This window comes from Paraburkholderia bannensis NBRC 103871 (genome assembly GCF_000685015.1).
Lineage (GTDB): Bacteria > Pseudomonadota > Gammaproteobacteria > Burkholderiales > Burkholderiaceae > Paraburkholderia > Paraburkholderia bannensis.
The window spans coordinates 127,043-153,567 of sequence record NZ_BAYA01000014.1; the positions used below are offsets into that span (position 1 = coordinate 127,043).

The window sequence follows — 26,525 nt, forward strand, 5'->3', positions numbered from 1 at the left end:
ACCATTCGACCGCAACCGGAAAACCTGTTCCCCACACGGTCAACGCCATGTCATCAGCTATCGACTTCGCGCAGCTCGCCGACGCTATCGGCGATGCGGTCGTTATCTCCGACGCCGCCGGCGACATCACCTACTGGAATCCCGCTGCGACCCGCATGTTCGGCTACACGGTCGAAGAGGCGCTAGGCAGGACGCTTGATCTCATCATTCCGGAGCGCTTGCGCGGCCGGCATTGGGAGGGCTACCGGAAGACGATGGCGACGGGACAGACGCGCTATGGCAATGATGTGCTGCGCGTGCCTGCCGTAGACAAGAGCGGACGTGCATTGTCGATCGCGTTCACCGTCGCGCTCTTGCGCGATCCGCAAGGCACGTTGAACGGCATCGTCGCCGTCATTCGCGACGAGACGGCGCGCTTCCAGGAAGAGCGCAATCTGCGCAAGCGCGTCACGGAACTCGAAGCACTGGCAAATGCACCGCAGTCCTGATGTTCGCGTGCGTGTGCAGTAGAAGTAGAACATAAAGAACATAACGTTCAGGAGACAGTCGGCATGGCGATGACCGTCGCGATACCGCGCGAAATATTCGAAGGCGAGCGTCGAGTGGCTGCCACGCCGGAAAGCGTGGCGCACTTGCTCAAGCTGGGCTATGTGGTCGAAGTGCAGGCCGGTGCAGGCGAGAGCGCTTCTTTCAGCGATGAAGCGTATCGCGCAGCAGGCGCCTGCATCGTCGAAGACGCACTCGAACTCTGGAGCAGCGCGGACATCGTGCTCAAGGTGCGTCCGCCTTCGCTCGACGAAGCGCAGCGCCTGAAACCGGGCGCGACGCTGATAGGCTTTATCTGGCCCGCGCAACAGGATGCGTTGCTCGATGCACTCGCGGCGCGTGGTGCTACCGTGCTCGCCGTAGACTGCGTGCCACGCATCTCTCGTGCGCAGAAGCTCGACGCGTTGAGCTCAATGGCGAACATGGCGGGCTACCGCGCCGTGATCGAAGCCGCGCAGTATTTCGGACGCGTTTTCACTGGGCAGATCACGGCCGCGGGGAAAATGCCGCCTGCAAAGGTGCTCGTGATCGGCGCAGGCGTGGCCGGTCTGGCGGCGATTGGGGCAGCGCGCGGGCTCGGCGCGATCGTGCGTGCATTCGATACGCGTCCCGAAGTCGGGCAGCAGATCGAGAGCATGGGCGCGGAGTTCCTCACTGTGGAACTCGAAGAAGAAGGCGGCGGTGCGGGTGGCTACGCGAAGCAGATGAGCGCGAAGTTCATCGAAGCGGAAATGGCCCTGTTCAAGGTCCAGGCCGCCGAGGTCGACATCATCGTGACTACCGCGCTGATTCCTGGCAAGCCCGCGCCGCGCCTGATCGATGCGCAGACCGTTGCCTGCCTGCGGGCAGGGAGCGTGATTGTCGACCTGGCGGCAGAGCAGGGCGGCAACTGCGAATTGACGCGTGCGGGCGAGGTGGTGCGCGCGCATGGCGTGACGATCGTCGGATTCACGGATTTGCCAAGCCGGATGGCGAACCAGTCGAGCCTGCTCTATGCGACCAACCTCAGGCATCTGCTGACTGACCTCACGGTCAATAAGGATGGCGAATTAAAGATTGACATGGACGACGTGGTGCAGCGTGGCGCCACGGTCATGCTCAAAGGCGAATTGTGCTGGCCCGCGCCGCCCGTGCAGATGCCCGCGCCCGTTGCTGCGCAGGCCGGGGCCTCCAGGCCTGCCCCTTCGTCATTGCCTGCGAACGATTCCGCCGGGGAACCGTCGACTAGCGCAGGACGCCGCGGCATGGGCGGCCTTGTCGCGCTTGTCTGCATTGCGGTGCTCTTGCTTGCGCTGGGCGCAATCGCGCCGCCTGCGTTCGTCGCGCATTTCACGGTGTTCGTACTGGCCGTGTTTGTCGGTTATCAGGTGGTCTGGAACGTCACGCCCTCGCTGCATACGCCGCTCATGAGCGTCACCAACGCGATCAGCGGAATCATCGTGATCGGCGCATTGCTTCATCCTGTTGGCCACAATGCGCTCGTCAGTGTTCTCGCGGGTGTTGCGCTAGTGGTTGCGACCATCAATATTGCAGGCGGCTTTCTGGTGACCCAGCGCATGCTGAAGATGTTCCAACGAACCTGAGGAGACGTCATGCTGAATGGAATCGGCAATATGGCGTGGCTGGGCGCGGCGACGCTGTTCATTCTCAGCCTGCGCGGACTGAGCCATCCTGCGAGCGCACGCCGCGGCAACCTCTATGGTGTGTGCGGGATGACGATTGCGGTACTGGCGGCGTTGCTGGTGACGCGCGGCGCGGGTCTGAGCGTGGCGGTTGGCGCGGCGCTCGTGGGCGGCGGAATCGGCACGGTGCTGGCGCGGCGTGTAGAGATGACGCAGATGCCGCAACTTGTCGCGGTGCTGCACAGCTTTGTCGGCCTGGCGGCGACCTTGATTGCGTTTGCCAACGCGCTGTCGCCGGCGGCGACATCGAGTGTTGTCGAACGCGCGATTCACGATACCGAGATCTACGTGGGCGCGTTTATCGGCACGATTACGTTCACGGGTTCGATCGTCGCGTTTCTCAAGCTGCAAGGCACCGTGGGCGGCAAGCCGCTCATGCTGCCTGCGCGGCACGTCATGAATGCGGCAGCGCTCGCGGTGTGCGTCGTGCTTGGCTATCTTTTCGTGAGCGCGACAGACGGCGCGCAGGCGCTCATGGCGCTTGGCATCATGTGCGTGATTGCGGCGGCGCTGGGCGTGCATCTCGTGCTGGCGATCGGCGGAGCCGACATGCCCGTGGTCGTGTCGATGCTCAACAGCTATTCAGGTTGGGCGGCGGCCGCGACGGGCTTCATGCTCGATAACGATCTGCTGGTGACGACGGGCGCGCTGGTCGGTTCGAGCGGCGCGATCCTCAGCTACATCATGTGCCGCGCGATGAACCGCAGCTTTGTGTCGGTGATCCTGGGAGGCTTCGGTGCGGTGGCTGCCACGGCAAGTGCCGCGCCGCAAGGCGAGGTGGTCGCGACTACGGTCGACGAAGTGGGTTCGCTGCTGCGCGATGCGTCCGAAGTCGTGATCGTACCGGGCTATGGCATGGCGGTGGCCCAGGCGCAAGGCACCATCAGCGAAATCACACGCCGTTTGCGCGCACAGGGCGTGCGGGTGCGATTCGGCATTCATCCGGTGGCGGGGCGTCTGCCGGGGCACATGAACGTGCTGCTCGCCGAAGCGAAAGTGCCCTATGACATCGTGCTCGAAATGGATGAGATCAACCATGACTTCACGAGTACCGATGTGGTGCTCGTGATCGGCGCGAACGATATCGTCAATCCCGGCGCGCAGGAGGACGCCGCCAGTCCGATCGCCGGCATGCCCGTGCTGGAAGTCTGGAAGGCGCGCACGGTGGTGGTCTCGAAGCGCAGCATGGCGACGGGCTACGCGGGCGTGGACAATCCGCTGTTCTATAAGGACAACACACGAATGTTGTTCGGCGACGCGAAAGGCAGCGTCGATGCGCTGCTCAGGCAGCTTGAGACGGCCTGAGGCCGCTTGAGGCAGTTTGAGACCGCTTGACGCTGGCGATGACGCCAGCACGTCAACACATGGAGAGAGACAACCGTGCCACACACCGATCGCATCGAAGCCCCCTATACGGCTCGACGCCATAACCGCTGGGTGCAGCTCGTGGCGGGCATTGCCTGCATGGGCCTCGTCGCCAATCTGCAGTATGCATGGACGCTTTTTGTCGTGCCGATGGATGCGCGTCACCACTGGGGGCAGGCCGCGATCCAGCTCGCGTTCTCGCTGTTCATCGTCACGGAAACGTGGCTCGTGCCGGTCGAAGGCTGGCTCGTGGATCGCTTCGGGCCGCGTCCCGTCGTGATGGGGGGCGCATGTTGCGTGGCGCTGGGCTGGCTGCTCGACGCGTGGGCGCCCGCGCTGCCGGTGCTCTACGTTGCGGCGGTGATCTCCGGTATCGGCGCGGGCTGTGTGTACGGCACGTGCGTCGGCACGGCGCTCAAGTGGTTCCCGGATCGGCGGGGCCTTGCTGCGGGCATGACGGCCGCAGGCTTTGGTGCGGGCGCGGCGCTGACCGTCATTCCGATTTCGCGCATGATCCAGCACTCGGGCTATGAGGCCGCTTTCATTTTCTTCGGAATCCTGCAAGGTGCGTGCATCTTCGCGCTTGCACTGGTGATGGTGCGGCCCAGGCCGCCCGCGCAGGCGGTGCGCGTGAAGCGCGTTGTCGCGACGAAGACGGATTACACCACGCAGCAGATGGTGCGCGCGCCGTTGTTCTGGGTGATGTACGCGATGTTCGTCTGCGTGGCGACGGGCGGCATCATCGCGACGGCGCAGATCGGGCCGATCGCGAAATCGTATGGGTTTGCCACCATGCCGGTGGCGTTCATGAGTATTTCGCTGCCGCTGCTCACGATGACGCTGTCGATCAACAATCTTTGCAACGGCTTCACGCGCCCGTTGTGCGGCCTGATTTCGGATCGCATCGGTCGCGAGAACACCATGTTCATCACCTTCCTGGGCGAAGGGCTCGCATTGCTGGGACTGCGATACTTTGGGCACGACCCGTATCTGTTCATGCTTTTCTCGGGGCTCGTGTTCCTGTTTTACGGCGACATTTTTTCGAATTTCCCCGCAACCTGTGCCGATACCTTCGGCGCGCGCTACGCGGCGGGCAACGCGGGCACGCTCTATACGGCGAAGGGAACTGCTGCGCTACTCGTGCCGGTTGCGACGCTGCTCGCGTTGCATGGCGGCTGGAACAGCGTATTCGAATTTGCGGCGTGTATCGCGATGTTGGCGGGCGTGTGCGCGAAGGTCGTATTGCAGCCGATGCGCAGGCGGTGGATCTTTCAATCGGCTGCGCCCGGGGTTGCGTCCGAAGTGCGTCCTGAACTGGCGTTCAACGCCGAGCCTTTGCGCTCGCAGAAATAGCCGTAACGTTTAGATGGCCGCTTTGCGTCGACGGCGCGAAGCCGCCGCACACGCATTGCCCGCACGCGAGCGCAACGCACGAACCAGCTTCATGGCAGACGCGCTGGCTCGCACGCGCGAGCGGCGCACGCGACGGGTATCGGTGCGGGCCTGGTCACGGCGCGGGTCAGTCTCGTCAGGGAGTTCGACTTCAGTGAGCGAGCCATAGCGGCCTGCGTTCTGGCCGCGCTCGATCAACGCGGCTGGCAGGCGCGTCGCGATCATCCAGGTCGCCGTAGCGCCGAAGCCGACGGCAACGATCGCGGCGATGACGACAATTTCCATTCGGTCTCCATTCGTTTGGGTGTCGCGTTGCGGGTTCGATTCAATGTATCCAGAAGAATATATCGCTTCGATACGAACGAGGAGATCAGAATAGAAGGAAGGAGAGGGAAACAGCAAAGCAGAAATGAAAAAAGCCAGCTAGAAAGCTGGCTTTTTTCATGAATCTTGGTGCCCAAGAGAGGACTCGAACCTCCACAGTGTTGCCACCGCCAGGACCTGAACCTGGTGCGTCTACCAATTCCGCCACCTGGGCAAGGTGTCGCTTACTACTTGTTGCTGCGCTGTGTCGTGCAGCAGAGAGCGAAATTCTAGCGCATCTGCAGAGCTTGTCAATAGATGTTTTCAAAAAATCTTCACATCGCGGAAGATCTGCGTTCTCGCGCCTCGCAGCATGAGAGAGAAGGCCTCGTTGCGGAGACAAAAAACAAAAGCCCGGCAGAGCAGGGTGTGCTGTTGCCGGGCCGCTGGCGAATCGACTTCAAGACGACTTCGATGCGAGCGCAACCACTCGCGAGTCGGGATGAGCCAGGACGACAGAAATGAAAAAAGCCAGCTAGAAAGCTGGCTTTTTTCATGAATCTTGGTGCCCAAGAGAGGACTCGAACCTCCACAGTGTTGCCACCGCCAGGACCTGAACCTGGTGCGTCTACCAATTCCGCCACCTGGGCAAGGTGTCGCTTACTACTTGCTGCTGCGCTGTGTCGTGCAGCAGAGAAACGAGATTCTAGCGTATCTGTAGAGCTTGTCAACAGGTGATTGCAAAATTCTTTTGCGACCATGCCCGCTTGCCGTCTGCTCCCCGTCATCGCATCGATGTCGCGTGGTCAACCTCGCCAGTACGCGCGCAGCGGCCCGCACGCTGGATGGTAGGGTGCGGCGCGGGTGTTAGAATGCCTCGCAGCAGTATGGAGGGCGCACGACATGGTGTGGTGCGCGCCTGCTGCGCCAGCCGCATGTTGCAGCATACGAAGACCGGGGCGCGGCGCGTTTGCCTACCGAGCCACACTGAGCCACGATCCGCGCGCAATCCGACGTCCACGCAACGAGAACAACCATCGACAAGCCCTTGAGCAAATATCCGTACCCGATTCCCAGCCGCGAAGAAATCCTCGGCGTGCTGCGGACCAGCGAATCGCCCTGCACCGCGAACGATATCGCCGAGGCGCTCGCGATCAAGCGCCAGGAGCGCGAAGGGTTCTTCAGGCGGCTCGCCGCGATGGAGCGCGACGGGCAGATCCGGCTCGATTCGCGCGGCCACTATCAACTCGCGCATCCCTCTAACTTTGTCGCGGGCCGCGTCCAGGGCCATCGCGACGGCTATGGCTTCCTGATTCGCGACGACGGCCAGGACGATCTGTTCCTGCCGCAAGGCGAGATGCAGAAGGTCATGCACAACGACCGCGTGCTCGCGCGCATCGTCGGCTACGACCGGCGCGGGCGCCCCGAAGGGCACATCGTCGAGGTCACCGACCGCGCGAATCGCCGCGTGATCGGCCGCCTGCTCAATGAAAACGGCGCGCTGATCGTCGCGCCCGAAGACAAGCGCATTGGCCACGACATCCTCGTCTCGCAGAACCCGAAGAAGGCCAAGGTCGGCCAGGTCGTGGTGGTCGAGCTCACCGATTTCCCGAGCCGTCACTCGCAGCCGCTGGGCCGCGTGGTGGAAGTGCTCGGCGACATCGACGATCCCGGCATGGAAATCGAAATCGCCGTGCGCAAGTACGGCGTGCCGCACGAATTCAGCGCGCCGGCGCTCGCGGACGCCGCGAAGCTGCCTGACGCCGTGCGTCCGACCGATATCCGCTACCGCGTCGACCTGCGCGACGTGCCGCTCGTCACCATCGACGGCGAAGATGCACGCGACTTCGACGACGCCGTCTATTGCGAGCCGATGCAGGTCGGCAAGGGCGAGGGCTTCCGTCTGCTCGTCGCGATCGCGGACGTCTCGCACTATGTGCTGCCGGGCAGCGGCCTGGACGTGGACGCGATCGAGCGCAGCACCTCGGTGTACTTCCCGCGCCGCGTGATTCCGATGCTGCCGGAGAAGCTCTCGAACGGCCTGTGCTCGCTCAATCCGCACGTGGATCGCTGCGTGCTGGTCTGCGACATGGTCATCACCGCGCGCGGCGAGATCAAGGCGTACCAGTTCTATCCGGGTGTGATGCACTCGGCGGCGCGCCTGACCTATACCGAAGTCGCGGCGGTGCTCAAGAACACCAAGGGCCCGGAGGCGACGCGCCGCGCGGCGCTGCTGCCGCAGCTGCAAAACCTCTACGGCGTCTACAAGGCGTTGTTCGCGGCGCGCCAGAAACGCGGTGCGATCGACTTCGATACGACCGAGACCTACATCGTCTGCAATGCGCAGGGCAAGATCGAGCAGATCGTGCCGCGTCAGCGCAACGACGCGCACAAGCTGATCGAAGAGTGCATGCTCTCGGCCAACGTCTGCGCCGCGGACTTCATGAAGCGCAACAAGCACCCGGGCCTGTACCGCGTGCACGCGGGCCCGAGTGCGGAAAAGCTCGAAAACCTGCGCACCTTCCTGCGCGGCATGGGGCTGTCGCTGGGCGGCGGCGACACGCCGCACGCGAGCGACTACGCCGCGCTGATGGCGCATATCCGCGACCGACCGGACGCGCAGATGTTGCAGACGATGCTGCTGCGCTCGATGCAGCAGGCCGTCTACAGCCCGGACAATATCGGCCACTTCGGTCTCGCGTATGAGGCGTATGCCCACTTCACGAGCCCGATCCGCCGCTATCCCGACCTGCTCACGCACCGCGCGATCTACGCGATCCTGCAAGGCAAGAAGTATCAGCCGGCCGCGCCCGAAGGCGTCGACCTCAACACGGCGCTCTCGCCGCGCGCCCGCGCCATGCAGGCGGAGGACGAAGAGAAGCGCGGCCGCAGCCGTGCCGCTCGCGGTGCGAACACGGCGATCTGGGAAGAACTGGGCCTGCATTGCTCGGCCAACGAGCGCCGCGCCGACGAAGCTTCGCGCGACGTCGAAGCCTGGCTCAAGTGCTATTTCATGCGCGACAAGCTCGGCGAGGAATACGGCGGCATGGTCAGCGGCGTGACCTCGTTCGGCATCTTCGTGCAGCTCGATTCGCTCTTCATCGAAGGTCTCGTGCACGTGACGGAACTCGGTTCCGATTACTTCCAGTACGACGACATCAAGAACGAGCTGCGCGGCGAGCGCACCGGCATCCGTTATCGCCTGTCGGATCGCGTGCGCGTGCAGGTGAGCCGCGTCGATCTGGACGCGCGCAAGATCGACTTCCGCCTCGTGCGCGATACGCCGGTCAAGCCTGCCGCGAATCGTGGCCCGCAAGGCCAGCAGCAGGAGCGTGGCGCGGTCGAAGGCGGCGCGCGCGTGCGTCCCATGCCGCTCGCGGCAGACGACGTGCGGCGCAAGAAGGCTGCGCCGCCGCAGAGCGCGGCCGTGAAGGAAGCGCGTGCGGCGCGTGGCGCGGCCAAGACCGCGAAGAAGCGTGCGCCGTCCAAGCCGACGGCCAAGAAGTCGCCGCCGCGCAAGAAGCGTTAAAGCCGTACCCACGGCGCGAGCTTTGCTCCTGAAACGGAGCGGGCACGCGCCGTGACCCGGTGCGCGGAATCATCCGGCGCACCGGCGCAATATCACTCGTTCGCGGCGCCATCGATGCGCCGCGAACCGTTTATCAGGGGTAGTTCCAGTCATGTCACGTCTCAAGGTTCTTTACGGGTTTCATGCGGTGACCGCACGTATGCGGCACGACGCGTCCACGGTCGAGGATGTCTATTACGATCCGACGCGGCGCGACCGCCGCATGCAGGAATTCCTGCACGCCGCGAAGGAAGCCGGCGTGCGCGCGATCGCCGCCGACGAGACGCGCCTCTGGGGCCTCGCCCATACCGAGCGCCATCAGGGCGTGGTGGCGCGCGTGCACGACCTGGCGCTCGCGCAGAACCTGGCCGAGCTGCTCGACGGCATTCAGGGTTCGCCGCTGCTGCTGGTGCTCGACGGCGTGACCGATCCGCATAACCTCGGCGCCTGCCTGCGGGTGGCCGACGCTGCCGGCGCGCACGCCGTGATCGCACCGCGCGACCGCGCCGTGGGCCTGAACGCAACCGCCGCCAAGGTGGCCAGCGGCGCCGCCGACACCGTGCCGTACATCACCGTGACGAACCTGGCGCGCGCGCTGCGCGAACTCAAGGACGCGGGCGTGTGGGTGGTCGGCACGGCGGGCGATGCGCCCGCGGGCCTCTACCAGACCAAGCTCGACGGCCCGGTGGCGCTCGTGATGGGCGCCGAAGGCGAGGGCATGCGCCGCCTGACCCGCGAAACCTGCGACGAGGTCATGCAGATTCCGATGGCCGGTACGGTCGAGAGCCTGAACGTTTCCGTCGCGTCGGGCGTGTGCCTGTTCGAAGCGGTGCGCCAGCGCGCCGCGCGCTGATCCGGCTGCAGCGATCCAGTACGACCGGGGCAGCATGACGACCTTTCAAGGCGTGAGCCGGGCGGCGCTGGCCGCCGTGGGCGCGGCGCTCGCGCTCGCGGCCTGCGTGCCCGCCACGATGACCGACCGCGGCGCGTATATCGCCGATTCGCAGCATCACGCGCGCAGCGCCGACTCGCGCATCCGTTTTCTCGTGCTGCACTACACGGAAGGCGACGAGCCGACTTCGCTTGAGGAGCTGACGCGCGAAAACGTGAGCGCCCATTACCTGGTGCCCGAGCACCCGCCGCTGCGCGACGGCAAGCCCGTCGTGCTGCAACTCGTGCCCGAATCGCGGCGCGCGTGGCACGCGGGCGTGAGCGAGTGGCAGGGCACGACCGAGCTCAACGCGGCGTCCATCGGCATCGAAAACGTCAACTCGGGGCCGCACGACACGCCGCAAGGCCGCACGTGGGCGCCCTGGCCTGCCGATCAGGTGGCGGCGATCATCGCGCTGTCGAAGGACATCGTCACGCGCTACGGCATTCCGCCCACGCGGGTGGTGGGCCATAGCGACATTGCTCCGCAGCGCAAGATCGATCCGGGCGCGGCGTTCCCGTGGAAGCAGCTCTACGACGCGGGCGTGGGCGCCTGGCCCGACGACGCCACGGTCAAGGCCGATCTCGCGGGCCGCGCGCCCGATGCGCCCGCCGACGTGCGCGGCCTGCAGACCAAGCTCGCGCGATACGGTTACGACGTCGCCACCGACGGCGTGCTCGACGAGCGCACGCGCCGCGTCTTCGCCGCGTTCCAGATGCATTTCCGCCCGCGCGATTGTTCCGGCACGCCGGACGCGGAAACCGACGCCATCGCCCAGGCGCTGCTCGACAAATACGTCGATCGCAGCGCCCCCGCGCTGCCCGGCGCGACCGAAACGGCGCCCTGAATTGCACGCTTGCCGCGCGCCAATCCTTACCGGCGCGCGTAAGGAAATCGCCCGAAAAACCGGAAAACGCAGACCGCAGCGGCGGGTGCCGCCCGCAACTCCGGTAAACTATGCGTTTTCCGCGTTTCCTCTCCTCGGGCAGTACCCATCATGACTCAAGACGAACTCAAGAAACTGGTCGGCCAGGCGGCCGCCGACTATGTCAACGCGAACGTGCCGGAAGGCGCCATCATCGGCGTCGGCACCGGCTCGACCGCTAACTGCTTCATCGACGCGCTGGCCGCCAACAAGAGCCGCTACCGCGGTGCGGTGTCCAGCTCGATCGCCACCACGGCGCGCCTGGAAGCGCACGGCTTCAAGATTTTCGACCTCAACGAGATCGAATCGCTGCCCGTCTACGTGGACGGCGCCGACGAAATCGACGGCTCGGGTGCGATGATCAAGGGCGGCGGCGGCGCGCTCACGCGCGAGAAGATCGTCGCGTCGGTGTCGGAAGTGTTCGTCTGTATCGCCGATGCGAGCAAGCGCGTCGAGGTGATGGGCCAGTTCCCGCTGCCGATCGAAGTCGTGCCGATGGCGCGCACGGCCATTGGCCGCCGCGTGACGGCGCTCGGCGGCGTGCCGGTGCTGCGCGTGCAGAAGGACGGCTCGCCGTTCATCACCGACAACGGCAACGAGATTCTCGACGTGAAGGGCCTGCGCATCAGTGACCCGCGCACGCTCGAAGCGCACGTCAATGCATGGCCGGGCGTCGTGACCGTGGGCCTGTTCGCGGCGCGTGGCGCAGACTTCTGCCTGCTGGGCGGCGAGAACGGCGTCGAGCGCATCGACTACCGCAAGGCCTGATCGCTTGATCGCGTGATCGGATAAGCGACGGCGTGTAGCGATGCACGCTGTTGGCGGCCCGCCATGCTGCGGGCTTTTTTACGCGCCGATTAATAGGGATTCCTGATAAAGAGGAATGCCGTGCGGGCGCAAAAAAATCACCAGAAAAGCCGCAAAAACAGAAGAAAAGGCAAAGCGCGCCGCTGCCGGAACGCTTTGCAAAATCAAACACACACACGAGAAACGAGGCGTGGAGCCGCCGCGCGGCGGCCCCGGCCCTGCTTCTACGTCTTATTCCACCGTTTCGGCCTGACGCAGGCGCGGCAGCAGGCGGTCGAACTCGCGGCGCACGAGGCCATAGCACTCGCAGGCGCGCGCTTCGAGGCCTTCGCGGTCGAGCACGCGGATACGGCCGCGGCTGTGGTGGATCAAACCTTCATTGTGGAGCTTGCCGGCCGCTTCCGTGATGCCTTCGCGGCGCACGCCGAGCATGTCGGCGATGAGCTGCTGCGTGACCGTGAGGTCGTTCGACGCCACGCGGTCCACTTCGATCAGCAGCCAGCGGCACAGTTGCTTGCTCAGCGAGTGGTGGCGGTTGCAGGCGGCGGTTTGCGCGACCTGCGTGAGCAGCGCGTGCATGTAAAGCAGCATCAGGCGGCGCAGGAAGTCCGAGCGCGCGAACTGCTGCTTGAGGCTTTGTGCGCTCATGCGATAGGCGAAGCCCGCGCACTGCACCTGCACGCGGTTCGGCATGGTTTCGCCGCCCGTCAGGACGGGCACGCCCGTCATGCCTTCGCGGCCCACGGCGGCGATTTCCACGGAGCTGCCGTCTTCCATCGTCGAGAGCATCGAGATGATGGCCGTGGTCGGAAAGTAGACGTGGTGAATGCGCTGGCCGGAATCGCAGAGGAGTTGTTCGGTGCGCAGATGGACGAGTTCGAGATGCGGTGCGAGTGCTTGCCATTCATGCGACGGCAGTGCGCCGAGCAAATGGTTGCCGTGCAGATCCGATTGAAGGGTCAACATGATTTGGTCCTCGTGTGAAGGCGCTTGCGCAGCCTTCCGTCTTTTCATTCCGGTCGCCGAATCGGTTGTTGTTTGCCGCTTCCCGTAGCGGCTGTTCATTCGTCGTGCCGGCCCCATAGTCCCGAGTGCGTTCGCGTTTTTTGTTTGCGTCACGCTGTGTGGCGCTTCTCACTAAGCAGGGTGTGTGCCAGAAGGTCGCAAAGCGCGTCATTGCGAGCTTTCGCGGGTGTTACGGGCGAAGCGCACAGGGACAACTCCGCGTTTTTGTTTCAAATCTGTACGACGCCTGCGCGGGGTGCGCCAATCGGCTGAGCAATTTGTATTGCGATAAGTACTTGATTTGTAATGGATAAATAGCGCTCTGGAGCGGTATCGCAAAAATGACTCCAGGTTGAAACATGCCGTGCGGCAGCCCACTGCGATGGGGCCGGGGAGGGCCGCATAGCGTTCGAATTTGATTCATTGCTGTCGCGCGGCGGCTGATTGAGCCAGAAACGTTCTCCTGTGAAACATGACCGCGTTACGGCGCGTCACGTTACGTTGTGTGGGCTGGCGCACGGAGCGCCGCCGGTTCGGGTGCAACGCCGCGCCAGTCGTGGCTGCCACGCGTTGCGGGCGCAACGATCTTCATTGGCCGTCTGTCCGGACGGTCGTGTCAGCGTCGTCTCCATCTGCATCGCCAACTGTGTCGCCAGCATAGTCAAACGCGTCGGCGCGCCGCCGTGCGGCAGCGCTCGGTCAGTGTGGGTATGCGAACAGAATCGGCTGACAGCCTTTGTTCCAATGGAGTCCGACAACGAGGGAGCGCGCATGCATGACGAAGCGAGATCCGGTGCAGGTACTGAACCCGCCGCCGCTCGCGAGCGCCAACCCAATATCAGACTTTCAACGGGGAGCTTTTCGAATGAACCAGCTCGTCACACCGGCCGGCTTGATCGCCGCAGCCAATGAAGCCGAAGTTGCGCTCGTCGTGCAGCCGGTCGTGCTCGCCGGTGGATCCGGCACGCGTCTGTGGCCGCTCTCGCGCGAACATTGCCCGAAACAGTTGATCGATCTGCTCGACGGCGAGTCGCTGCTCGAAGCTACGGTGCGTCGCCTCGATGGTCTTTATGCCCGCGCAGGCGACAAGAGCGGTGACAAGAGCGGCGCGCAGACCGACGCGCCGATCCGCAAGGCCGCGCCCCTCGTCGTGAGCAGCGAAGAGCTGCGCCATATGACCGCTGACCGGCTGGGCCGCAGCGGCAAGGCCGCACGTATCGTGTTCGAGCCGCACGCGCGCAACACCGCGCCCGCGCTGACCGTGGCCGCGCTCGCCGCCCAGGCCGCGCACGGCGAAGCGCGCGCCGGCGATGCGATGCCCGTCGACAGCGACCCGATTCTGATTGCCATGCCCGCCGATCATCTGATCGCCGACCGCGCGGCGTTTTCCGCTGCGCTTGAAGACGCCGTGAGCTACGCGGCGCGCGGCGCCATCGTCACGCTAGGCGTGCCGCCGCAGCGTGCGGAAACCGGCTACGGCTACATCTGCGCGGGCGCCATGCTCGGCACGAGCGGCGCACGCACGATCGAGCGCTTCGTCGAAAAGCCCAACGCCGAACTCGCCGCAAGCTATGTCGCCTCGGGCGATTACTGGTGGAACAGCGGCATTTTCGTCGTGCGCGCCTCGGTGTGGCTGGCGGCCATCGCGCGCGCGCGGCCCGCCATCGCCACGCTCTGTGCGCAGGCGTTCGAACTGGCGCGCGTCGATGCGGACAACGCGGTTCACCTCGACCCGGCGACATTCGAAGGCTGCCCATCGGATTCGATCGACTACGCGGTGATGGAGTCGATCGGCGCCGATGCGCGTCTGGCGGGGGTGGTCGTGCCGCTGGTCGCGGGCTGGTCGGACGTGGGCGCATGGGACGCTGTCTGGCAGGTCTCGGCCAAGGATGCGAGCGGCAACGTCGCGCGCGGGCGCGTGATCTTCGAGGACTCGACCGACAGCTTCGCGCATTCGGACGGGCGCCTCGTCGCCTGCGTGGGCGTGCATGACGTGGTGGTAGTGGAGACGGCGGACGCCGTGCTCGTCGCCGCCAAGGATCGTGTGCAGGACGTGCGTGCGATCGTCGGCAAGCTCAAGGCGCAGCGTGGCGAAGAGGTGCGCAACCATCGCCGCGTCGAGCGGCCGTGGGGCTGCTACGACTCGGTGGATCGTGGCGAGCGCTTCCAGGTCAAGCGCATCGTCGTGAAGCCGGGCGGCGTGCTCTCGCTGCAAATGCATCATCACCGCGCCGAGCATTGGGTCGTCGTGCGCGGCACCGCGCGTGTCACGCGCGGCGACGAGGTGTTCCTGATTTCGGAAAACGAATCGACGTATATCCCGCTTGGCGTGAAGCACCGGCTCGAAAATCCGGGCAAGACGCCGCTTGAAATTATCGAAGTGCAGTCGGGCGGCTATCTGGGCGAAGACGACATCGTGCGCTTCGAGGATCAATACGGACGAACGGACGCGCAGCGCTGACGGAACCCGTCGTGGGCCAGTTGGCGCGTGTGTCGCTGCATATGCACACAAAAATAACGCTGCAAATAACTATAAAGCCACGTAAATCAGTCTTTGTTTAATACAGACTGCTTACGAAAAGACAACGAATAACTTCATAAAACGAGATTCGGGAAACCGAAGGGCCAAATCACGAAGAACTTGTACCGCTTGGGCATTTGTCACGCGAAATTTGCGTCAGGAGATATCCTGGCTTACGTTTTATGCAATTAGCATGGCAACGTACGGATGAGTTCGACGAAGCACGAGGGCCCACGCAGTAACCGGCAAACAGGGCGATTAACGCCATCGGGGGGAGGGGTCATGGAACTGGGGAACAACAAGGAACGCTCACTCGTGAGCAAGGTCATGGATGGCCTGATTTCGGGCATCGTCGAAGAGCGTTATGGCGCGATCCTGCCGCCGCAGGACGTGTTGTCGAAGGAGTTCGACGTGAGCCGCACGGTCATGCGCGAAGCGCTGTCCATGCTGCTTGCGCGCCATATGCTCGATGTGCGGCCCAAGATCGGCACGCGCATCAGGCCGATGCGCGACTGGCGCATGATCGACGAGGACGTCGTGAGCTGGCGTTTTCGCGCCAAGCCGGACAAGACCTTTCTGCGCGACGTGATCGAATTTCGCACGCTGATCGAACCGGCCGCCTGCGCGCTGGCGGCTGAACGCGCGGGCGCGGCGGATATCGCGGGCATTCGCGACGCCTTCGAGGCGTTGCAGCAGGCCAGTCCCGGCGACACGGGCTGCCAGGCCGCCGACTCGCTGCTGCATACGCGCATTCTCGCGGCGAGCGGCAATCAGTTCTATCAACAGATGGCGGCGATCGTGCGCGGTGCGCTGACCATCGTCAACCCGATCCTGAGCCAGCGCGCGGACGGCTGGAGCAACGTCGTCGCCGCGCACGGGCGCGTGGTCGAGGCGATCGAACGGCGCTCGCCCGCCGATGCACAGGCGGCCGCCACGGCAATGCTCGCCTATACCGCCGACGAGCTGAACCGCGCGTTCGCGCCGGAGACGGCGGAATAAGGATCGATAACCACTGATACCGTCGATCGGCAAGGTCGATCGGCGAGGTCGGGCGCGTTTTCGCCGCATCTCTCGCAGCTTGATTTCGCACGCACGCCGCGCGCGTCCTTGACCGGGCGCCTGCGGCGTTTGCCTTCATGCGCGCGAGCCAGTATCGTGCGTCTCTTTGCCTCGGCGCGGCTGTCCTGCGCGGCGAGACCCGCAATCCGCACAAAGAGAGACGAGAGACATGGGCGATATCGCTGAAAACGGCACGATTCGTTGGGGCATCGTGGGCGCGGGCCGCATCGCGCGGCGTTTCGCGCAGGGCGTGGGGCATGTCGAAGGCGCGCGCGTGAGCGCGGTCTGGTCGCGCCGCCCGCAACCCGCCGAGACGCTGGCGCAGGAATTCGGCGCACAGGCGTGCGGGAGCTTCGAGGCGCTGCTCGCAAGCGGCATCGACGCCGTCTATATCGCGACGATGCAGGACAGCCATGCACACTACGCCACCGCCGCCTTGCAGGCCGGCGTGCCCGTGCTCTGCGAGAAGCCCGCGACGGTCAACGCCGCGCAGCTCGACGCCGTGCTGCAGGCCGCGCGCGACAACCAGCGCCTCTTCATGGAGGCGATGAAGCCGCCGTTCTATCCGCTCTATCGGGCGCTGCGCGCGCATCTGCAAGCCGATCCGATCGGGCCCGTCGGCCTCGTGCGCGCGGGCTGCTCGGTCGCCAATGTGCCTGCCGATCACCCGTCGTTTTCATTCGCGCACGCGGGCGGCGCGCTGCTCGACATCGGCGTCTACGAGATGTTTCTGGCGGTGGACTGGCTCGGTGCGCCGCGCGAGGTGCAGACGTTCGGGCGACTTGGCGCGACGGGCGTCGACACGTTTGCAAGCCTCAATTGCCAGCATGAGCACGGCATTGCGCAGCTCTTCTGCGGGCTCGACCTGCATGGCTTTGGCGATGCGCTGCTGGCAGGGCCGCTTGGCAATGTGACGATCCACGCGAACTGGTGGAATCCGGCGCGCGCGACGATCCGCTATGTCGATGGCCGCACGGTGGAGCTGGACGAGCCGTTCGAAGGCGGCGGCCTCAACTACGAGACGGCACACTTCTGCGAGCTGCTGCGTGCGGGTGCGCTGGAAAGTCCGGTGATGCCGCACGAGACGTCGCGGCGCATGATCGCGATGGCCGATGCCGCGCGCGGCGCGCTTGGCTTGCGGTTCGACTGCGAGTGAGGAAGGCGGGCGCGGCGGTTGCACGAACCGCCGCGTTTCACGCTTGTGTCAGTGGCGCGAAGGCAGCGCCAGGCGCTTTTCGTACCAGTGCTGAACCCATTCGAGCACCTGGCACAGCACCCAGTAGATCGCGGCCGCCGCGAGATAGAGCGGCAGCGGCTGATAGGTCGATGCGATGATTTCCTGCGCGCTGCGCAGCAGCTCCGTCACCGTGATGACCGACACCAGCGACGTATCCTTGATCAGGCTGATGAGGCTGTTCGACAGGCTGGGCACGGCGATGCGCAGCGCCTGCGGCGCGATCACGTAACGCAGCGTCTGGCGTCGCGACAGCCCGAGGCTGTACGCCGCAAGCCACTGGCCGCGATGAATGCCGAGAATCGCGCCGCGCATGCTTTCGGACAGATACGCCGCGACGTTGGCCGACAGTGCGATCACGCCGGCAGGTGTGGGATCGAGCGAAATGCCGATGCTCGGCAGGCCGTAATAGATCACGAAGATCTGCACGAGCAGCGGGGTGCCGCGCATGAGGCTCACGTACACGCGCGCGATGAACACGAGCACGCGGTTCGAGCTGATGCCCATGAGGGCGAGTACGGCGCCGCCGATGAGCCCGAAGATCATCGACAGGACAGCGAACTTGACCGTGAGCACCGCGCCCTGCGCGAGCACCGGCAGCGACTGGAGGATGAGCGTGTAGATGGGCATGGGAGACGCGGAAAGAATGGCTTGCGCAGCCTGGCCTTGAAACACCGCGGGGCGGCAACCTGCCCGCAGGCAGGATGCGCGCCCCGCGCCTGTCATGTCATGCGGCAGCGCGAGCGCTGCACGTCGACACGTCCGAAACTGCCTTTACTTCGTGACCGGCTTGGTCACGTCGATGCCGAACCACTTGTCCGAGATCTTCGTGAAGGTGCCGTCGGCTTCGAGCTGCGTCATCGCATCGTCGATCGCCTTGGCGAACTTCGGATTGCCCTTCTTGAACGGAATGCCCGACGGGTTGCCGTCGCCGACGATCGCGCCCGCACGCAGCGGCAGCTGCGAGTTCTTCATCAGGTACGCCAGCATCAGGCGGTCGTTGAGCGCCGCGTCGAGACGCCCGGCGGCCAGGTCGCGCAGGTACTCGGGCGCGCCCGGGTAGGTCTTCACGTCGATGCCCGGAACGGACTTGGCCATGTCCATGTAGTTGGTGCCGAGCGCGACGCCGAGCTTCTTGCCCTTGAGGTCGTCGAGCGACTTGAACTGGCGCGAATCGTCCTTGCGCTCGATGAGCTGCGCGGCCGAATACGTGTAAGCCGGCGAGAAGTCGAGCACAGCCTTGCGCTGGTCGGTAATGCCCACCTGGTTGGCGATCACGTCGAACTTGCCGGCTTGCAGACCGGCGATGATGCCGCTCCATTCGGTCGTGACGAACTCGGGCTTCACGCCGAGCTTCGCGGCGACCGCCCTGGCGATATCGACATCGAAGCCGACCAGGTCGCCGTTGGGCGCCTTCGAGTTGAACGGCGGGAAGGTGCCCTCGAGACCGATGCGCAGCGTGCCGCGCGCCTTGACCTGGTCGAGCAGGTCATCGGCGTGGGCGCTTGCCGCCACGAACGACGTGCCCACCAGCGCGAGCGCGAAAAGCTTCTTGAGCAAAGCGAATTTCATTGTTGTCCTCTTGTTTTTGCTGCTGTCCGTCTTGCAGCCTTCTTGCAGTCTGTCTGCGGCGCGAACCGAACAGGTTCGATGCGCCGCACATGGCCTGAAACTATAGCCTCAGGCGCGGCCCGAGGCCAGCGCCCGCGCGCACTCGGCGACGAGCGCCGGGCCGCGGTAGATGAAGCCCGTGTAGACCTGCACGAGCGCGGCGCCCGCGGCGATCTTCGCGCGCGCATCCTCGCCCGAGAAAATGCCGCCCACGCCGATGATCGGCACCTGCCCGCCGAGTTCGGCGCGCAGCTTGCGGATCACCTCGTTCGACGCGTCGAACACCGGGCGGCCCGACAGGCCGCCGGTTTCGGTCGCGTTCGGCAGGCCTTCGACGGCCGCGCGCGAGAGCGTCGTGTTGGTGGCGATCACGCCTTCGATCTTGTGGCGCAGCAGCGTGTCGGCGATTTCCTTGACCTGTTCGTCGTCCAGATCGGGCGCGATCTTGAGCGCGAGCGGCACGAGCTTGCCGTGCATGTCGGCCAGACGCTGCTGCTTGTCCTTGAGCGCCGCGAGCAGGGCGTCGAGTTCGCCGCCGCCTTGCAGCTGGCGTAGGTTCTTGGTGTTCGGCGACGAAATGTTGATCGTCACGTAGCTCGCGAACGGATACACGCGTTCGAGGCAGAAGAGATAGTCGTCGGCGGCGCGCTCGATCGGCGTATCGGCGTTCTTGCCGATATTCAGGCCGAGAATGCCGCGATAACGCGCGGCCTGCACGTTCTTCACGAACTGCTCGACGCCGTGGTTGTTGAAGCCCATCCGGTTGATGATGCCGCCCGCCTGCGGCAGACGGAAAATGCGCGGACGCGGATTGCCCGGCTGCGGACGCGGCGTGACCGTGCCCACTTCGATAAAACCGAAGCCCAGCGCGGCGAAACCGTCGATGGCGGCGCCTTCCTTGTCGAGGCCCGCGGCGAGACCCACCGGATTGCGGAAGGTCAGGCCCATGACGGTGCGCGGCGAATCCGGCACGCGCGAGGCGAGCAGCCCGGCCATGCCGGTGCGGCCCGCTGCGCCGATCATGCGCAGGGAAAGATGGTGGGCGTCTTCGGCGTCCATGCGAAAGAGCTGGTCGCGGACGAACGGATAAAGGGTGCTGAACACGGGAGGAAGGCGCGGGCGCCAGAAAATGAGAACCCGCTATTTTAGCGACAAAGGCGCGGCGGCTGGCGGGCGCGCTGGAATCGGCGTAATCCGCGGTGCCGGGCAACGACCGTCACTCAACCGTCACTCGACCGGATCGAGCGCGCGCCAGACGCCGTCGAACAGGCCTTCGAGCGGCTGGAAGCGCGCCTTGTAGGCCATTTTCGGGCTTTCCCGAATCCAGTAGCCCAGGTAGACGTACGGCAGTTGCAGGCTGCGCGCCTGCTCGATCTGCCAGAGGATGTTGTAGGTGCCGTAGCTTGCGTGCGGCGTGTCGGGCTCGAAGAAGGTGTACACCGAGGACAGCCCGTCGCCGAGAATGTCGATCATGCTGACCATGCGCAGGATCCCCGGCGCATCGGGATGTTGCGGATCGGGCTCGCGAAACTCCACGAGCCGCGAGTTGATCCGGCTCTGCAGCAGGAACTGCTCGTACTGGTCGCGGCTGTCGCGATCCATGCCGCCGCCCGCGTGACGCGCCGACTGGTAGCGCATGTAGAGCGCGTAATGCGCCTCGTCGTAATGCAGCGGCGCGACCGTCGCGACGAGTTCGCCGTGATGCTTCCAGGTGCGCCGCTGGGTGCGGTTGGGCGTGTAGTGCTCGACCGGCACACGCACCGGCACGCAGGCGCGGCAGCCGTCGCAGTACGGGCGGTAGGTGAACACACCCGAGCGGCGAAAGCCCGCCTTGACGAGATCGGTATAGACGTCGGAATTGATCAGGTGGCTAGGCGTCGCCACCTGCGAGCGCGCGATGCGCCCCTCCAGATAGCTGCAGGGGTAGGGCGCCGTTGCATAGAATTGCAGCGCGGAAAGCGGTGAAAGCGGCAGCTCGTTTGGATGAGTCACGTTGGCAGCTCTCGAAGCAGATCGGAACGCCGCGTGTCTCGGGGGCCGCCGGTGCTGGCGGTAAACGCGACGTGTTCTGACTGCATACTAACATCGACGCCTGGCTTGCATCTATCGAAATACGCGGCCTGGCGCACGTGTGGCGACGGGTGGTGCAGGCTTCGGCGTGGTTCGCAGTCGCGCAGGCAGGTCGACTCAGACCGTGGGAACAGGCGGATTTTCGGCCTGGCCCAGACCGCGACCTTCGTGACCGAGCCAGTCGGCCAGCACGCCTTTGTCGAAGCGCCACGCAATCGCCTGTGCGCCGACATTCGCCCGCACATGCGCGATGAACGGCTTGCGCGCGATTTCGCGCCCGCCCAGCGACGCCAGATGCGCGGTGTTCTGCTGGCAGTCGATCAGCGCGACGCCGTTGCGGCGCAGATGCGCGACGAGCGCCGAGAGCGCGATCTTCGAGGCGTCGGTCATGGACGCGAACATCGATTCGCCGAAGAACATCGTGCCGAGCGATACGCCGTAAAGACCGCCCACGCGCTGTCCTTCGAACCATGCCTCGATGCTGTGCGCGTCGCCGATCCGATGCAGCGCCGAATACGCGTCGATCACGTCGGCGGTGATCCAGGTGCCGCGCTGGCCGCGCCGCGGCGCGTTCGCGCAGGCGCGCATCACGGCGGCGAAGTCGTCGTCAACGCGGATTTCCCACGCGGGATCGCGCAGTACGCGCTTGAGCGTTTTCTTGAGAGAGGGTGAGACCTTGAACTCGTCGGGGCGCAGGATCATGCGCGGATCGGGGCTCCACCAGAGCACCGGCTGGCCGTCCGAGTACCACGGAAAAATGCCGTGCCGGTAGGCGTCGATCAGGCGCGAGGGCAGCAGGTCGGCGCTGGCGGCGAGCAGCCCCGGCGCGCCGCTCGAGGCGCCCAGGGCGCGCTCGACCGGTGGGAACGGGTCGTCGGGCGAAAGCCAGGGCACCATCGCCGGAGCGCGTCAGCCGTCGCGCAGCGGGCGCAGGACGTCGCCGGTATGCAGGCCGTAGCTGCCCGACTGGCGATCAGCGAAGAAAAAGCGCAGGGTCTGGCCGACCGTGGGGAAGGCGATTTCGTCCCACGGAATTTCGTGCTCCTCGAACAGGCGCACTTCGAGACTTTCCTCACCGGCTTCGACGTCGAGGTCGAGCAGGCGCGCGAGATAGAACAGGTGAACCTGATGCACGCGCGGCACGTTGAGCAGCGAGAAGAGGCTTTGCACTTCGACCCGTGCGCCGGCTTCTTCCAGCGTTTCGCGTGCGGCGGCTTCGGAGGTCGTTTCGCCCATTTCCATGAAGCCCGCGGGCAGCGTCCAGTAGCCGTAGCGCGGCTCGATCGCGCGGCGGCACAGCAGCACCTTGTCTTCCCAGACCGGCACGGTGCCGACCACGTTGCGCGGATTCTGATAGTGGATGGTGCCGCAGTGCGCGCAGACGTAGCGTTCGCGGTTGTCACCGGGCGGCACGAGCAGGCTGACCGCCTGACCGCAAGTCGAGCAGAATTTCATGGGCACGATAGGGGGATGGGTGATGCGAGTGTATCACCGCGGCGCGTCATGACGGGAGCTTGACCCGGAGCGCTCGCATAAGCGGATCGGCATGAAGGTGCCGCCGATGTGGGGGCGTCGCTGCTTGAGCGTCGATATGGCGGCTAGAAAACAAAAAAGGGTTACACGCCGATGCGTTGTAACCCTTGATTGCTTCTGACAGAACAGCTTTGGTTGCGGGGGTAGGATTTGAACCTACGACCTTCGGGTTATGAGCCCGACGAGCTGCCAGACTGCTCCACCCCGCGTCCGTCAGAGAAAAAGATTATAGGGTAGATCCTGGGATCCTGCAAGCGCTATTTGACGAATCCTTTTCTGGGCGCTTGCGAAAAGGCTGCCCGCACATTGCAGAACCTTTGCAAAGCGATTCCAGATCGCCAGGCTAGAATCGGGGCCGAAGTCGTTGCTGACGTCTTCTGACTGCTTTCTTCCTGCGTCGCCTTCACGTTCCCACGGATATATGGATATCGCTCACGACCTGCAAACGATCGCCGCGCAAGAGCGCACGCTCGTGTTTCCCCGCTTCGATACCGAGCGCGCCTGGCAACTCGGCGCCTTTTTGCGCGAGCTGGCTGTTGCGCGCTCGCATGCGGTTGCCATCGACGTGCGCACCTTCGGCCTGCCGCTGTTCTTCTGCGCATTGCCCGGCGCTTCGCCCGACAACGTCTCGTGGGTGCAGCGCAAGTCGCGCGTGGTCGAGCACTTCCGTCGCAGTTCCTACGCGATCGGCTTGCGCCTGCAGCAGACCTGCACCACGCTTGCGGACAAACACGGCTTGCCGGCCACCGACTACGCGACGCACGGCGGCGCGTTTCCGCTCGCAGTCGATGGCGTAGGCGTGATTGGATCGGTGACGGTTTCGGGGCTGCCGCAACGCCTCGATCACGAACTCGTCGTCGAGGCGCTGTGCGCGCAGCTTGGCGCCGACTACAGCCAGCTCGCGCTTGCAAAGGCCTGACGCGATGCGCACCTCACCCTGGCTCATTCTCGCCATCGCGATCGTCGCCGAAGTGATCGCCACCTCCGCGCTGCGCGCCTCGAACGGTTTCTCGCGGCTCGTGCCGTCGGCGATCGTCATCGTGGGTTACGGCGTGTCGTTCTATTGCCTCTCGCTCACGCTCAAGACGCTGCCGGTCGGCATTGTCTATGCGGTGTGGTCGGGCGTGGGCATCGTGCTCATCACGCTCGTCGCGATGGCGCTCTATAAACAGGTGCCGGATCTGCCCGCGACCATCGGCCTCGGCTTGATCGTCGCGGGCGTGCTCGTCCTGAACCTGTTTTCGAAAATGCAGGCGCACTGAGCGCCTCCCGCGCGCGTCGTGCGTGTCGTAAGCGCGGCGGTCGTGCCGCCGCGCTCAACGCTCGGGTGGCACGATGCGCACGCCGCAACCCGCGACGGTTTCGCGGCTGCTTTCTCCCTCGGGCGTCGCCGCGTCTTCCCACAGGCTGATCGCGCGCGCGATGTCGATGTCGTGCTCCCCCGCGTAGCGGAACCAGCGGTTCGCGGCCTGCGATTCGGGGATTTCCTGATCGGTGTCGAAGTAGCGTCCAGTCATGTGCGCGTCCATCGAGAGTGAAGGGGCTTGCAGAAAAGGGGCTTGCAGAAAAGCGGCTTGCGCAATGAAAGCCTGTGCAGCTGGTGCAACTCAGCGTGCAAGTGAGTTTCGCAGATTCGGCTGCCACGTCGATGCAGAATGCACACGTCGCCGCCTCGCGTGTCCCGCTGCGCGTAACATGGTGCGCGCCTGCGATGTCTGCTGGCGCGACTTTTCCTCTGCTGATTTCTCCGCGGGGCTGGACATGGATATCCGTTTTCCTTCCGAAGCGCCGTCCTGGCACGACTCCAATCTCACTGTGGTGTTTCCCGCGCTGGTCGACGGTGCGCGCGTGCCTTGCGCGATTTCCGTCGAGGCGCTTGAGGATCATTTCGGCGCGCGTCCCGAAGGCCGCGAGGCCTGGATGCAGGCTTTCGACGCGGGCCGCCGCCGCATCGAAGCCGTTGCGCGCGCCCATCTCGAACTGAGCAACGGCACGCCCGTGCTGCTCAAAAGCGGGCATTTCCCGCCGGGTACGCTGCTGTCCTGATCGCGGCCGCCATCAGCGCTATCACCATCATGAGCACCGTCGAACCGAAAGAGCCGCGCGTGTCGCCCTTGCGCGCACGTATTCTCGATGCCGCCCGCCGGATTGTGATGCGCGAAGGCATCGACCTGCTTTCGATGCGCAAGATCGCCGACGCGATTGGCTACTCGCCCGCATCGCTTTATCTGCATTTCGAGGGCCGCGACGCGATTGTGCGAGCGCTGGGGCGCGAAGGCTTTGCGCAACTGCTGACGCGCCTTGAGCCTTGTGCCGAAATCGAGGTGCCGCGCGCGCGGCTTCACGCGCTCGCGCATGCTTATGTGGCATTCGGCTGTGCGCATCCTGAAACGTATCGGCTGATGTTCTTGCCTGCGCCTTTGCCGGAGCGGGAAATGCCAGAGGCCGAACTGCCGCCGCCCGACGACCATATTGCCGCGATCACGACGCTTTTCGCCGATGCGTTCGCATCAGTCTGCGCCGAACCCGCGCTGCTCGCGCGTGCAATGTGGGCGCTGCTGCATGGCGTCGTGGCGTTCTCGCTTTCGGGGCCGGCATTCGGGCCCGAGTCGTCGCACCTGCCGGTGATCGACGCCGCGCTCGATGGCTGGCTCGATGGCCGGCACGGCGCGGGCTTCAAGTCCGAAGCGGGATAGAAAACGCGGCCTGCCGCCACGTGATAGCCTCGCAAAGCCGACTTGCTCGCGTTTTTCATTGCGCTTTCACTTATCCGCCAGTTCGCCATGCCCCAGCAAACCCATCCTTCAATCGCCGACGCCGAACAACACGTCCTCACACACGTCACGAATCGCATCGGTTTCATCGAGCTTGCCCGGCCGCAGGCGCTCAATGCGCTTTCGACCGCCATGGTGCGCTCGATGCAGGCGGCGCTCGACGCCTGGCGCGACGACCCGGAAGTGCTCGCCGTGCTCGTGCATACGCGTCATCCGCGCGCGTTCTGCGCGGGTGGCGATATCCGCTTTCTGTACGAGTCGTATCGGGCAGGAAATCAGGCGGCAATCGACACGTTCTTCATCGAGGAATATCGCCTCAATCACACGATCTTCAGTTATCCGAAGCCTTATATCGCGCTGATGAACGGCGTCGTGATGGGCGGCGGCATGGGGATCTCGCAGGGCGCGCATCGCACCGGTGGGCTACGCGTGGTCGACGGCACGACGCGCCTGGCGATGCCCGAGACGCGCATTGGCCTCTTTCCCGATGTCGGCATGGGGTGGTTTCTCGCGCGCACGCCGGGGGCGCTGGGGCGCTATCTCGCGGTGACGGGTGAAGCGATCGACGCCGCGAGCGCACTTTATGCCGGTCTCGCCGATGTGTCTATCGACGGCGACGCGCAGCCTGGGTTGGTGAATGCGCTGCAAACGGAGCCGTTCATGTCGGGCGAGGATATCGTCACGCGTATTCGCCGCGCGACAAGGACGGAAACGCAGACGGAAACGCGGACGGAAGCGCAGAAAGAGGCGAAAGCGCAGTGTGGCCTGGCCGTTGCGCGCGCATGGATCGACCGGCACTTCTCGCGCCCGACGGTGGCGGAAATTCTCACGTCGCTGGAGGCCGCTCAGGGTGCTGCGAAGGGCGCCGAAAGCGAATGGGCCGAGCAGATCGTCGGCGTGCTGCATGAGCGCTCGCCTCTGTCGATGGCGGTGTCGCTAGAGGTGGTGTCGCGTGCCGAAGGATCGATGTCCGACGTATTGCGCCGCGATCTCGACCTGACGCGTTCGAGCTTCGCGCAGGGCGACGTAGTGGAAGGGATCCGCGCGCGCATCATCGACAAGGACAACCATCCGCACTGGCGTTTTGCACGCATCGAAGACGTGCCGCCCGCCGAAGTCGAAGCGATGTTCAGGAGCCCGTGGAGTATCGCTGAGCACCCGTTGCGGGTGTTAGGCGCCTAGAAGCAGAGGGGGAACAG

26 protein-coding genes and 3 tRNA genes are annotated in these 26,525 nt (G+C 64.9%); 16 read left to right on the forward strand and 13 right to left on the reverse strand.

Annotated elements, in window-relative coordinates; translation table 11 throughout:
* The first annotated feature begins 47 nt into the window (after nucleotides 1–47).
* The 4 genes from BBA01S_RS21660 to oxlT all read left to right on the forward strand — a co-directional run bounded on the left by BBA01S_RS21660 (nucleotide 48) and on the right by oxlT (nucleotide 4,946).
* Nucleotides 48–488, forward strand: coding sequence for a PAS domain-containing protein (locus tag BBA01S_RS21660; RefSeq protein WP_027818287.1), 441 nt, complete (start codon nucleotides 48–50; stop codon nucleotides 486–488).
* A gap of 63 nt (nucleotides 489–551) precedes the next feature.
* Nucleotides 552–2,129 (forward strand): Re/Si-specific NAD(P)(+) transhydrogenase subunit alpha, encoded by a 1,578-nt coding sequence (locus BBA01S_RS21665; protein ID WP_027818288.1) that lies wholly within the window; start codon nucleotides 552–554, stop codon nucleotides 2,127–2,129.
* A gap of 9 nt (nucleotides 2,130–2,138) precedes the next feature.
* On the forward strand, nucleotides 2,139–3,533 hold the full coding sequence (locus tag BBA01S_RS21670; RefSeq protein ID WP_027818289.1) for an NAD(P)(+) transhydrogenase (Re/Si-specific) subunit beta: 1,395 nt from the start codon (nucleotides 2,139–2,141) through the stop codon (nucleotides 3,531–3,533).
* 75 nt (nucleotides 3,534–3,608) lie between these two features.
* The gene (gene oxlT, locus BBA01S_RS21675) at nucleotides 3,609–4,946 is read left to right on the forward strand and encodes an oxalate/formate MFS antiporter (RefSeq protein ID WP_027818290.1); all 1,338 of its coding nucleotides are present in this window, start codon (nucleotides 3,609–3,611) and stop codon (nucleotides 4,944–4,946) included.
* A 9-nt stretch (nucleotides 4,947–4,955) separates the two neighbouring features.
* Here the strand turns inward: oxlT and BBA01S_RS42130 are convergent, their stop codons facing one another.
* From BBA01S_RS42130 to BBA01S_RS21690, 4 genes are all read right to left on the reverse strand, one after another.
* On the reverse strand, nucleotides 4,956–5,270 hold the full coding sequence (locus BBA01S_RS42130; RefSeq protein WP_042297658.1) for a hypothetical protein: 315 nt from the start codon (nucleotides 5,268–5,270) through the stop codon (nucleotides 4,956–4,958).
* Between the two features lie 166 nt (nucleotides 5,271–5,436).
* Nucleotides 5,437–5,523, reverse strand: a tRNA-Leu gene (locus BBA01S_RS21685).
* 89 nt (nucleotides 5,524–5,612) lie between these two features.
* Nucleotides 5,613–5,861 carry a hypothetical protein gene (locus BBA01S_RS46910; RefSeq protein ID WP_156966025.1) on the reverse strand — a complete coding sequence of 83 codons (249 nt, stop codon included), beginning with the start codon at nucleotides 5,859–5,861 and terminating at the stop codon, nucleotides 5,613–5,615.
* Nucleotides 5,852–5,938: transfer RNA gene (locus tag BBA01S_RS21690), tRNA-Leu, on the reverse strand. The genes BBA01S_RS46910 and BBA01S_RS21690 overlap by 10 nt, the downstream gene beginning before the upstream one ends.
* Before the next feature lie 398 nt (nucleotides 5,939–6,336).
* Between BBA01S_RS21690 and rnr the strand changes: the two genes are divergently transcribed.
* From rnr to rpiA, 4 genes are all read left to right on the forward strand, one after another.
* Nucleotides 6,337–8,817: a ribonuclease R gene (gene rnr / locus BBA01S_RS21695; RefSeq protein ID WP_027818291.1), complete on the forward strand. Its 2,481-nt coding sequence runs from the start codon at nucleotides 6,337–6,339 to the stop codon at nucleotides 8,815–8,817.
* 151 nt (nucleotides 8,818–8,968) lie between these two features.
* Nucleotides 8,969–9,709: a 23S rRNA (guanosine(2251)-2'-O)-methyltransferase RlmB gene (gene rlmB / locus BBA01S_RS21700; RefSeq protein WP_027818292.1), complete on the forward strand. Its 741-nt coding sequence runs from the start codon at nucleotides 8,969–8,971 to the stop codon at nucleotides 9,707–9,709.
* A gap of 34 nt (nucleotides 9,710–9,743) precedes the next feature.
* Nucleotides 9,744–10,634 carry an N-acetylmuramoyl-L-alanine amidase gene (locus BBA01S_RS42135; protein ID WP_042297659.1) on the forward strand — a complete coding sequence of 297 codons (891 nt, stop codon included), beginning with the start codon at nucleotides 9,744–9,746 and terminating at the stop codon, nucleotides 10,632–10,634.
* Nucleotides 10,635–10,784: 150 nt separating this feature from the next.
* Complete coding sequence (gene rpiA, locus BBA01S_RS21710) at nucleotides 10,785–11,480, forward strand: ribose-5-phosphate isomerase RpiA (protein WP_027818293.1); 696 nt, start codon at nucleotides 10,785–10,787, stop codon at nucleotides 11,478–11,480.
* Between the two features lie 270 nt (nucleotides 11,481–11,750).
* On the opposite strand, the gene BBA01S_RS21715 is transcribed toward rpiA, so the two are convergent.
* Nucleotides 11,751–12,485, reverse strand: a complete 735-nt coding sequence (locus BBA01S_RS21715; protein WP_027818294.1) for a Crp/Fnr family transcriptional regulator — start codon at nucleotides 12,483–12,485, stop codon at nucleotides 11,751–11,753.
* 904 nt (nucleotides 12,486–13,389) lie between these two features.
* Between BBA01S_RS21715 and BBA01S_RS21720 the strand changes: the two genes are divergently transcribed.
* From BBA01S_RS21720 to BBA01S_RS21730, 3 genes are all read left to right on the forward strand, one after another.
* The gene (locus BBA01S_RS21720; RefSeq protein WP_027818295.1) at nucleotides 13,390–14,985 is read left to right on the forward strand and encodes a mannose-1-phosphate guanylyltransferase/mannose-6-phosphate isomerase; all 1,596 of its coding nucleotides are present in this window, start codon (nucleotides 13,390–13,392) and stop codon (nucleotides 14,983–14,985) included.
* Between the two features lie 342 nt (nucleotides 14,986–15,327).
* Nucleotides 15,328–16,044, forward strand: a complete 717-nt coding sequence (locus tag BBA01S_RS21725) for a FadR/GntR family transcriptional regulator (RefSeq protein ID WP_027818296.1) — start codon at nucleotides 15,328–15,330, stop codon at nucleotides 16,042–16,044.
* A 229-nt stretch (nucleotides 16,045–16,273) separates the two neighbouring features.
* Nucleotides 16,274–17,260: a Gfo/Idh/MocA family protein gene (locus tag BBA01S_RS21730; protein ID WP_027818297.1), complete on the forward strand. Its 987-nt coding sequence runs from the start codon at nucleotides 16,274–16,276 to the stop codon at nucleotides 17,258–17,260.
* Nucleotides 17,261–17,308: 48 nt separating this feature from the next.
* Here the strand turns inward: BBA01S_RS21730 and BBA01S_RS21735 are convergent, their stop codons facing one another.
* From BBA01S_RS21735 to BBA01S_RS21765, 7 genes are all read right to left on the reverse strand, one after another.
* On the reverse strand, nucleotides 17,309–17,968 hold the full coding sequence (locus tag BBA01S_RS21735) for an amino acid ABC transporter permease (RefSeq protein ID WP_027818298.1): 660 nt from the start codon (nucleotides 17,966–17,968) through the stop codon (nucleotides 17,309–17,311).
* Between the two features lie 144 nt (nucleotides 17,969–18,112).
* A complete protein-coding gene (locus tag BBA01S_RS21740) occupies nucleotides 18,113–18,910 on the reverse strand; it encodes a transporter substrate-binding domain-containing protein (protein WP_027818299.1) in 798 nt (265 codons plus the stop codon).
* A 108-nt stretch (nucleotides 18,911–19,018) separates the two neighbouring features.
* Nucleotides 19,019–20,053 carry a quinone-dependent dihydroorotate dehydrogenase gene (locus tag BBA01S_RS21745; RefSeq protein WP_027818300.1) on the reverse strand — a complete coding sequence of 345 codons (1,035 nt, stop codon included), beginning with the start codon at nucleotides 20,051–20,053 and terminating at the stop codon, nucleotides 19,019–19,021.
* A 123-nt stretch (nucleotides 20,054–20,176) separates the two neighbouring features.
* Nucleotides 20,177–20,941 (reverse strand): arginyltransferase, encoded by a 765-nt coding sequence (locus BBA01S_RS42140; protein ID WP_042297660.1) that lies wholly within the window; start codon nucleotides 20,939–20,941, stop codon nucleotides 20,177–20,179.
* Nucleotides 20,942–21,136: 195 nt separating this feature from the next.
* On the reverse strand, nucleotides 21,137–21,916 hold the full coding sequence (aat, locus tag BBA01S_RS42145) for a leucyl/phenylalanyl-tRNA--protein transferase (RefSeq protein ID WP_042297661.1): 780 nt from the start codon (nucleotides 21,914–21,916) through the stop codon (nucleotides 21,137–21,139).
* A gap of 12 nt (nucleotides 21,917–21,928) precedes the next feature.
* Nucleotides 21,929–22,474, reverse strand: coding sequence for an NUDIX hydrolase (locus BBA01S_RS21760; protein WP_027818301.1), 546 nt, complete (start codon nucleotides 22,472–22,474; stop codon nucleotides 21,929–21,931).
* A 210-nt stretch (nucleotides 22,475–22,684) separates the two neighbouring features.
* Nucleotides 22,685–22,761 (reverse strand) — tRNA-Met (locus BBA01S_RS21765).
* A 212-nt stretch (nucleotides 22,762–22,973) separates the two neighbouring features.
* Between BBA01S_RS21765 and BBA01S_RS21770 the strand changes: the two genes are divergently transcribed.
* Nucleotides 22,974–23,471, forward strand: a complete 498-nt coding sequence (locus BBA01S_RS21770) for a heme-degrading domain-containing protein (RefSeq protein ID WP_027818302.1) — start codon at nucleotides 22,974–22,976, stop codon at nucleotides 23,469–23,471.
* A 4-nt stretch (nucleotides 23,472–23,475) separates the two neighbouring features.
* Entirely contained in the window at nucleotides 23,476–23,814 is a 339-nt protein-coding gene (locus tag BBA01S_RS21775; RefSeq protein ID WP_027818303.1) for a DMT family transporter, read from the forward strand.
* Between the two features lie 54 nt (nucleotides 23,815–23,868).
* Here the strand turns inward: BBA01S_RS21775 and BBA01S_RS21780 are convergent, their stop codons facing one another.
* Nucleotides 23,869–24,069 (reverse strand): hypothetical protein, encoded by a 201-nt coding sequence (locus tag BBA01S_RS21780; RefSeq protein ID WP_042297662.1) that lies wholly within the window; start codon nucleotides 24,067–24,069, stop codon nucleotides 23,869–23,871.
* Between the two features lie 244 nt (nucleotides 24,070–24,313).
* On the opposite strand from BBA01S_RS21780, the gene BBA01S_RS21785 reads away from it, so the two are divergent.
* From BBA01S_RS21785 to BBA01S_RS21795, 3 genes are all read left to right on the forward strand, one after another.
* Nucleotides 24,314–24,598 carry a DUF1488 family protein gene (locus BBA01S_RS21785; protein WP_027818305.1) on the forward strand — a complete coding sequence of 95 codons (285 nt, stop codon included), beginning with the start codon at nucleotides 24,314–24,316 and terminating at the stop codon, nucleotides 24,596–24,598.
* Nucleotides 24,599–24,627: 29 nt separating this feature from the next.
* Nucleotides 24,628–25,248, forward strand: coding sequence for a TetR/AcrR family transcriptional regulator (locus BBA01S_RS42150; protein WP_042297663.1), 621 nt, complete (start codon nucleotides 24,628–24,630; stop codon nucleotides 25,246–25,248).
* Nucleotides 25,249–25,335: 87 nt separating this feature from the next.
* Nucleotides 25,336–26,508, forward strand: coding sequence for an enoyl-CoA hydratase/isomerase family protein (locus tag BBA01S_RS21795; RefSeq protein ID WP_027818306.1), 1,173 nt, complete (start codon nucleotides 25,336–25,338; stop codon nucleotides 26,506–26,508).
* The last annotated feature ends 17 nt before the right edge of the window (nucleotides 26,509–26,525 follow it).

What these genes read in the sequence shown, in the direction of transcription:
- BBA01S_RS21660 (WP_027818287.1), top strand. Translation starts at nt 48, where the DNA reads ATGTCATCAGCTATCGACTTCGCGCAGCTCGCCGACGCTATCGGCGAT.
- BBA01S_RS21665 (WP_027818288.1), top strand. Translation starts at nt 552, where the DNA reads ATGGCGATGACCGTCGCGATACCGCGCGAAATATTCGAAGGCGAGCGT.
- BBA01S_RS21670 (WP_027818289.1), top strand. Translation starts at nt 2,139, where the DNA reads ATGCTGAATGGAATCGGCAATATGGCGTGGCTGGGCGCGGCGACGCTG.
- BBA01S_RS42130 (WP_042297658.1), bottom strand. Translation starts at nt 5,270, where the DNA reads ATGGAAATTGTCGTCATCGCCGCGATCGTTGCCGTCGGCTTCGGCGCT.
- rlmB (WP_027818292.1), top strand. Translation starts at nt 8,969, where the DNA reads ATGTCACGTCTCAAGGTTCTTTACGGGTTTCATGCGGTGACCGCACGT.
- BBA01S_RS42135 (WP_042297659.1), top strand. Translation starts at nt 9,744, where the DNA reads ATGACGACCTTTCAAGGCGTGAGCCGGGCGGCGCTGGCCGCCGTGGGC.
- rpiA (WP_027818293.1), top strand. Translation starts at nt 10,785, where the DNA reads ATGACTCAAGACGAACTCAAGAAACTGGTCGGCCAGGCGGCCGCCGAC.
- BBA01S_RS21715 (WP_027818294.1), bottom strand. Translation starts at nt 12,485, where the DNA reads ATGTTGACCCTTCAATCGGATCTGCACGGCAACCATTTGCTCGGCGCA.
- BBA01S_RS21720 (WP_027818295.1), top strand. Translation starts at nt 13,390, where the DNA reads ATGAACCAGCTCGTCACACCGGCCGGCTTGATCGCCGCAGCCAATGAA.
- BBA01S_RS21725 (WP_027818296.1), top strand. Translation starts at nt 15,328, where the DNA reads ATGGAACTGGGGAACAACAAGGAACGCTCACTCGTGAGCAAGGTCATG.
- BBA01S_RS21730 (WP_027818297.1), top strand. Translation starts at nt 16,274, where the DNA reads ATGGGCGATATCGCTGAAAACGGCACGATTCGTTGGGGCATCGTGGGC.
- BBA01S_RS21735 (WP_027818298.1), bottom strand. Translation starts at nt 17,968, where the DNA reads ATGCCCATCTACACGCTCATCCTCCAGTCGCTGCCGGTGCTCGCGCAG.
- BBA01S_RS21740 (WP_027818299.1), bottom strand. Translation starts at nt 18,910, where the DNA reads ATGAAATTCGCTTTGCTCAAGAAGCTTTTCGCGCTCGCGCTGGTGGGC.
- aat (WP_042297661.1), bottom strand. Translation starts at nt 21,916, where the DNA reads ATGGTGCCCTGGCTTTCGCCCGACGACCCGTTCCCACCGGTCGAGCGC.
- BBA01S_RS21760 (WP_027818301.1), bottom strand. Translation starts at nt 22,474, where the DNA reads ATGAAATTCTGCTCGACTTGCGGTCAGGCGGTCAGCCTGCTCGTGCCG.
- BBA01S_RS21770 (WP_027818302.1), top strand. Translation starts at nt 22,974, where the DNA reads ATGGATATCGCTCACGACCTGCAAACGATCGCCGCGCAAGAGCGCACG.
- BBA01S_RS21775 (WP_027818303.1), top strand. Translation starts at nt 23,476, where the DNA reads ATGCGCACCTCACCCTGGCTCATTCTCGCCATCGCGATCGTCGCCGAA.
- BBA01S_RS21780 (WP_042297662.1), bottom strand. Translation starts at nt 24,069, where the DNA reads ATGACTGGACGCTACTTCGACACCGATCAGGAAATCCCCGAATCGCAG.
- BBA01S_RS21785 (WP_027818305.1), top strand. Translation starts at nt 24,314, where the DNA reads ATGGATATCCGTTTTCCTTCCGAAGCGCCGTCCTGGCACGACTCCAAT.
- BBA01S_RS42150 (WP_042297663.1), top strand. Translation starts at nt 24,628, where the DNA reads ATGAGCACCGTCGAACCGAAAGAGCCGCGCGTGTCGCCCTTGCGCGCA.
- BBA01S_RS21795 (WP_027818306.1), top strand. Translation starts at nt 25,336, where the DNA reads ATGCCCCAGCAAACCCATCCTTCAATCGCCGACGCCGAACAACACGTC.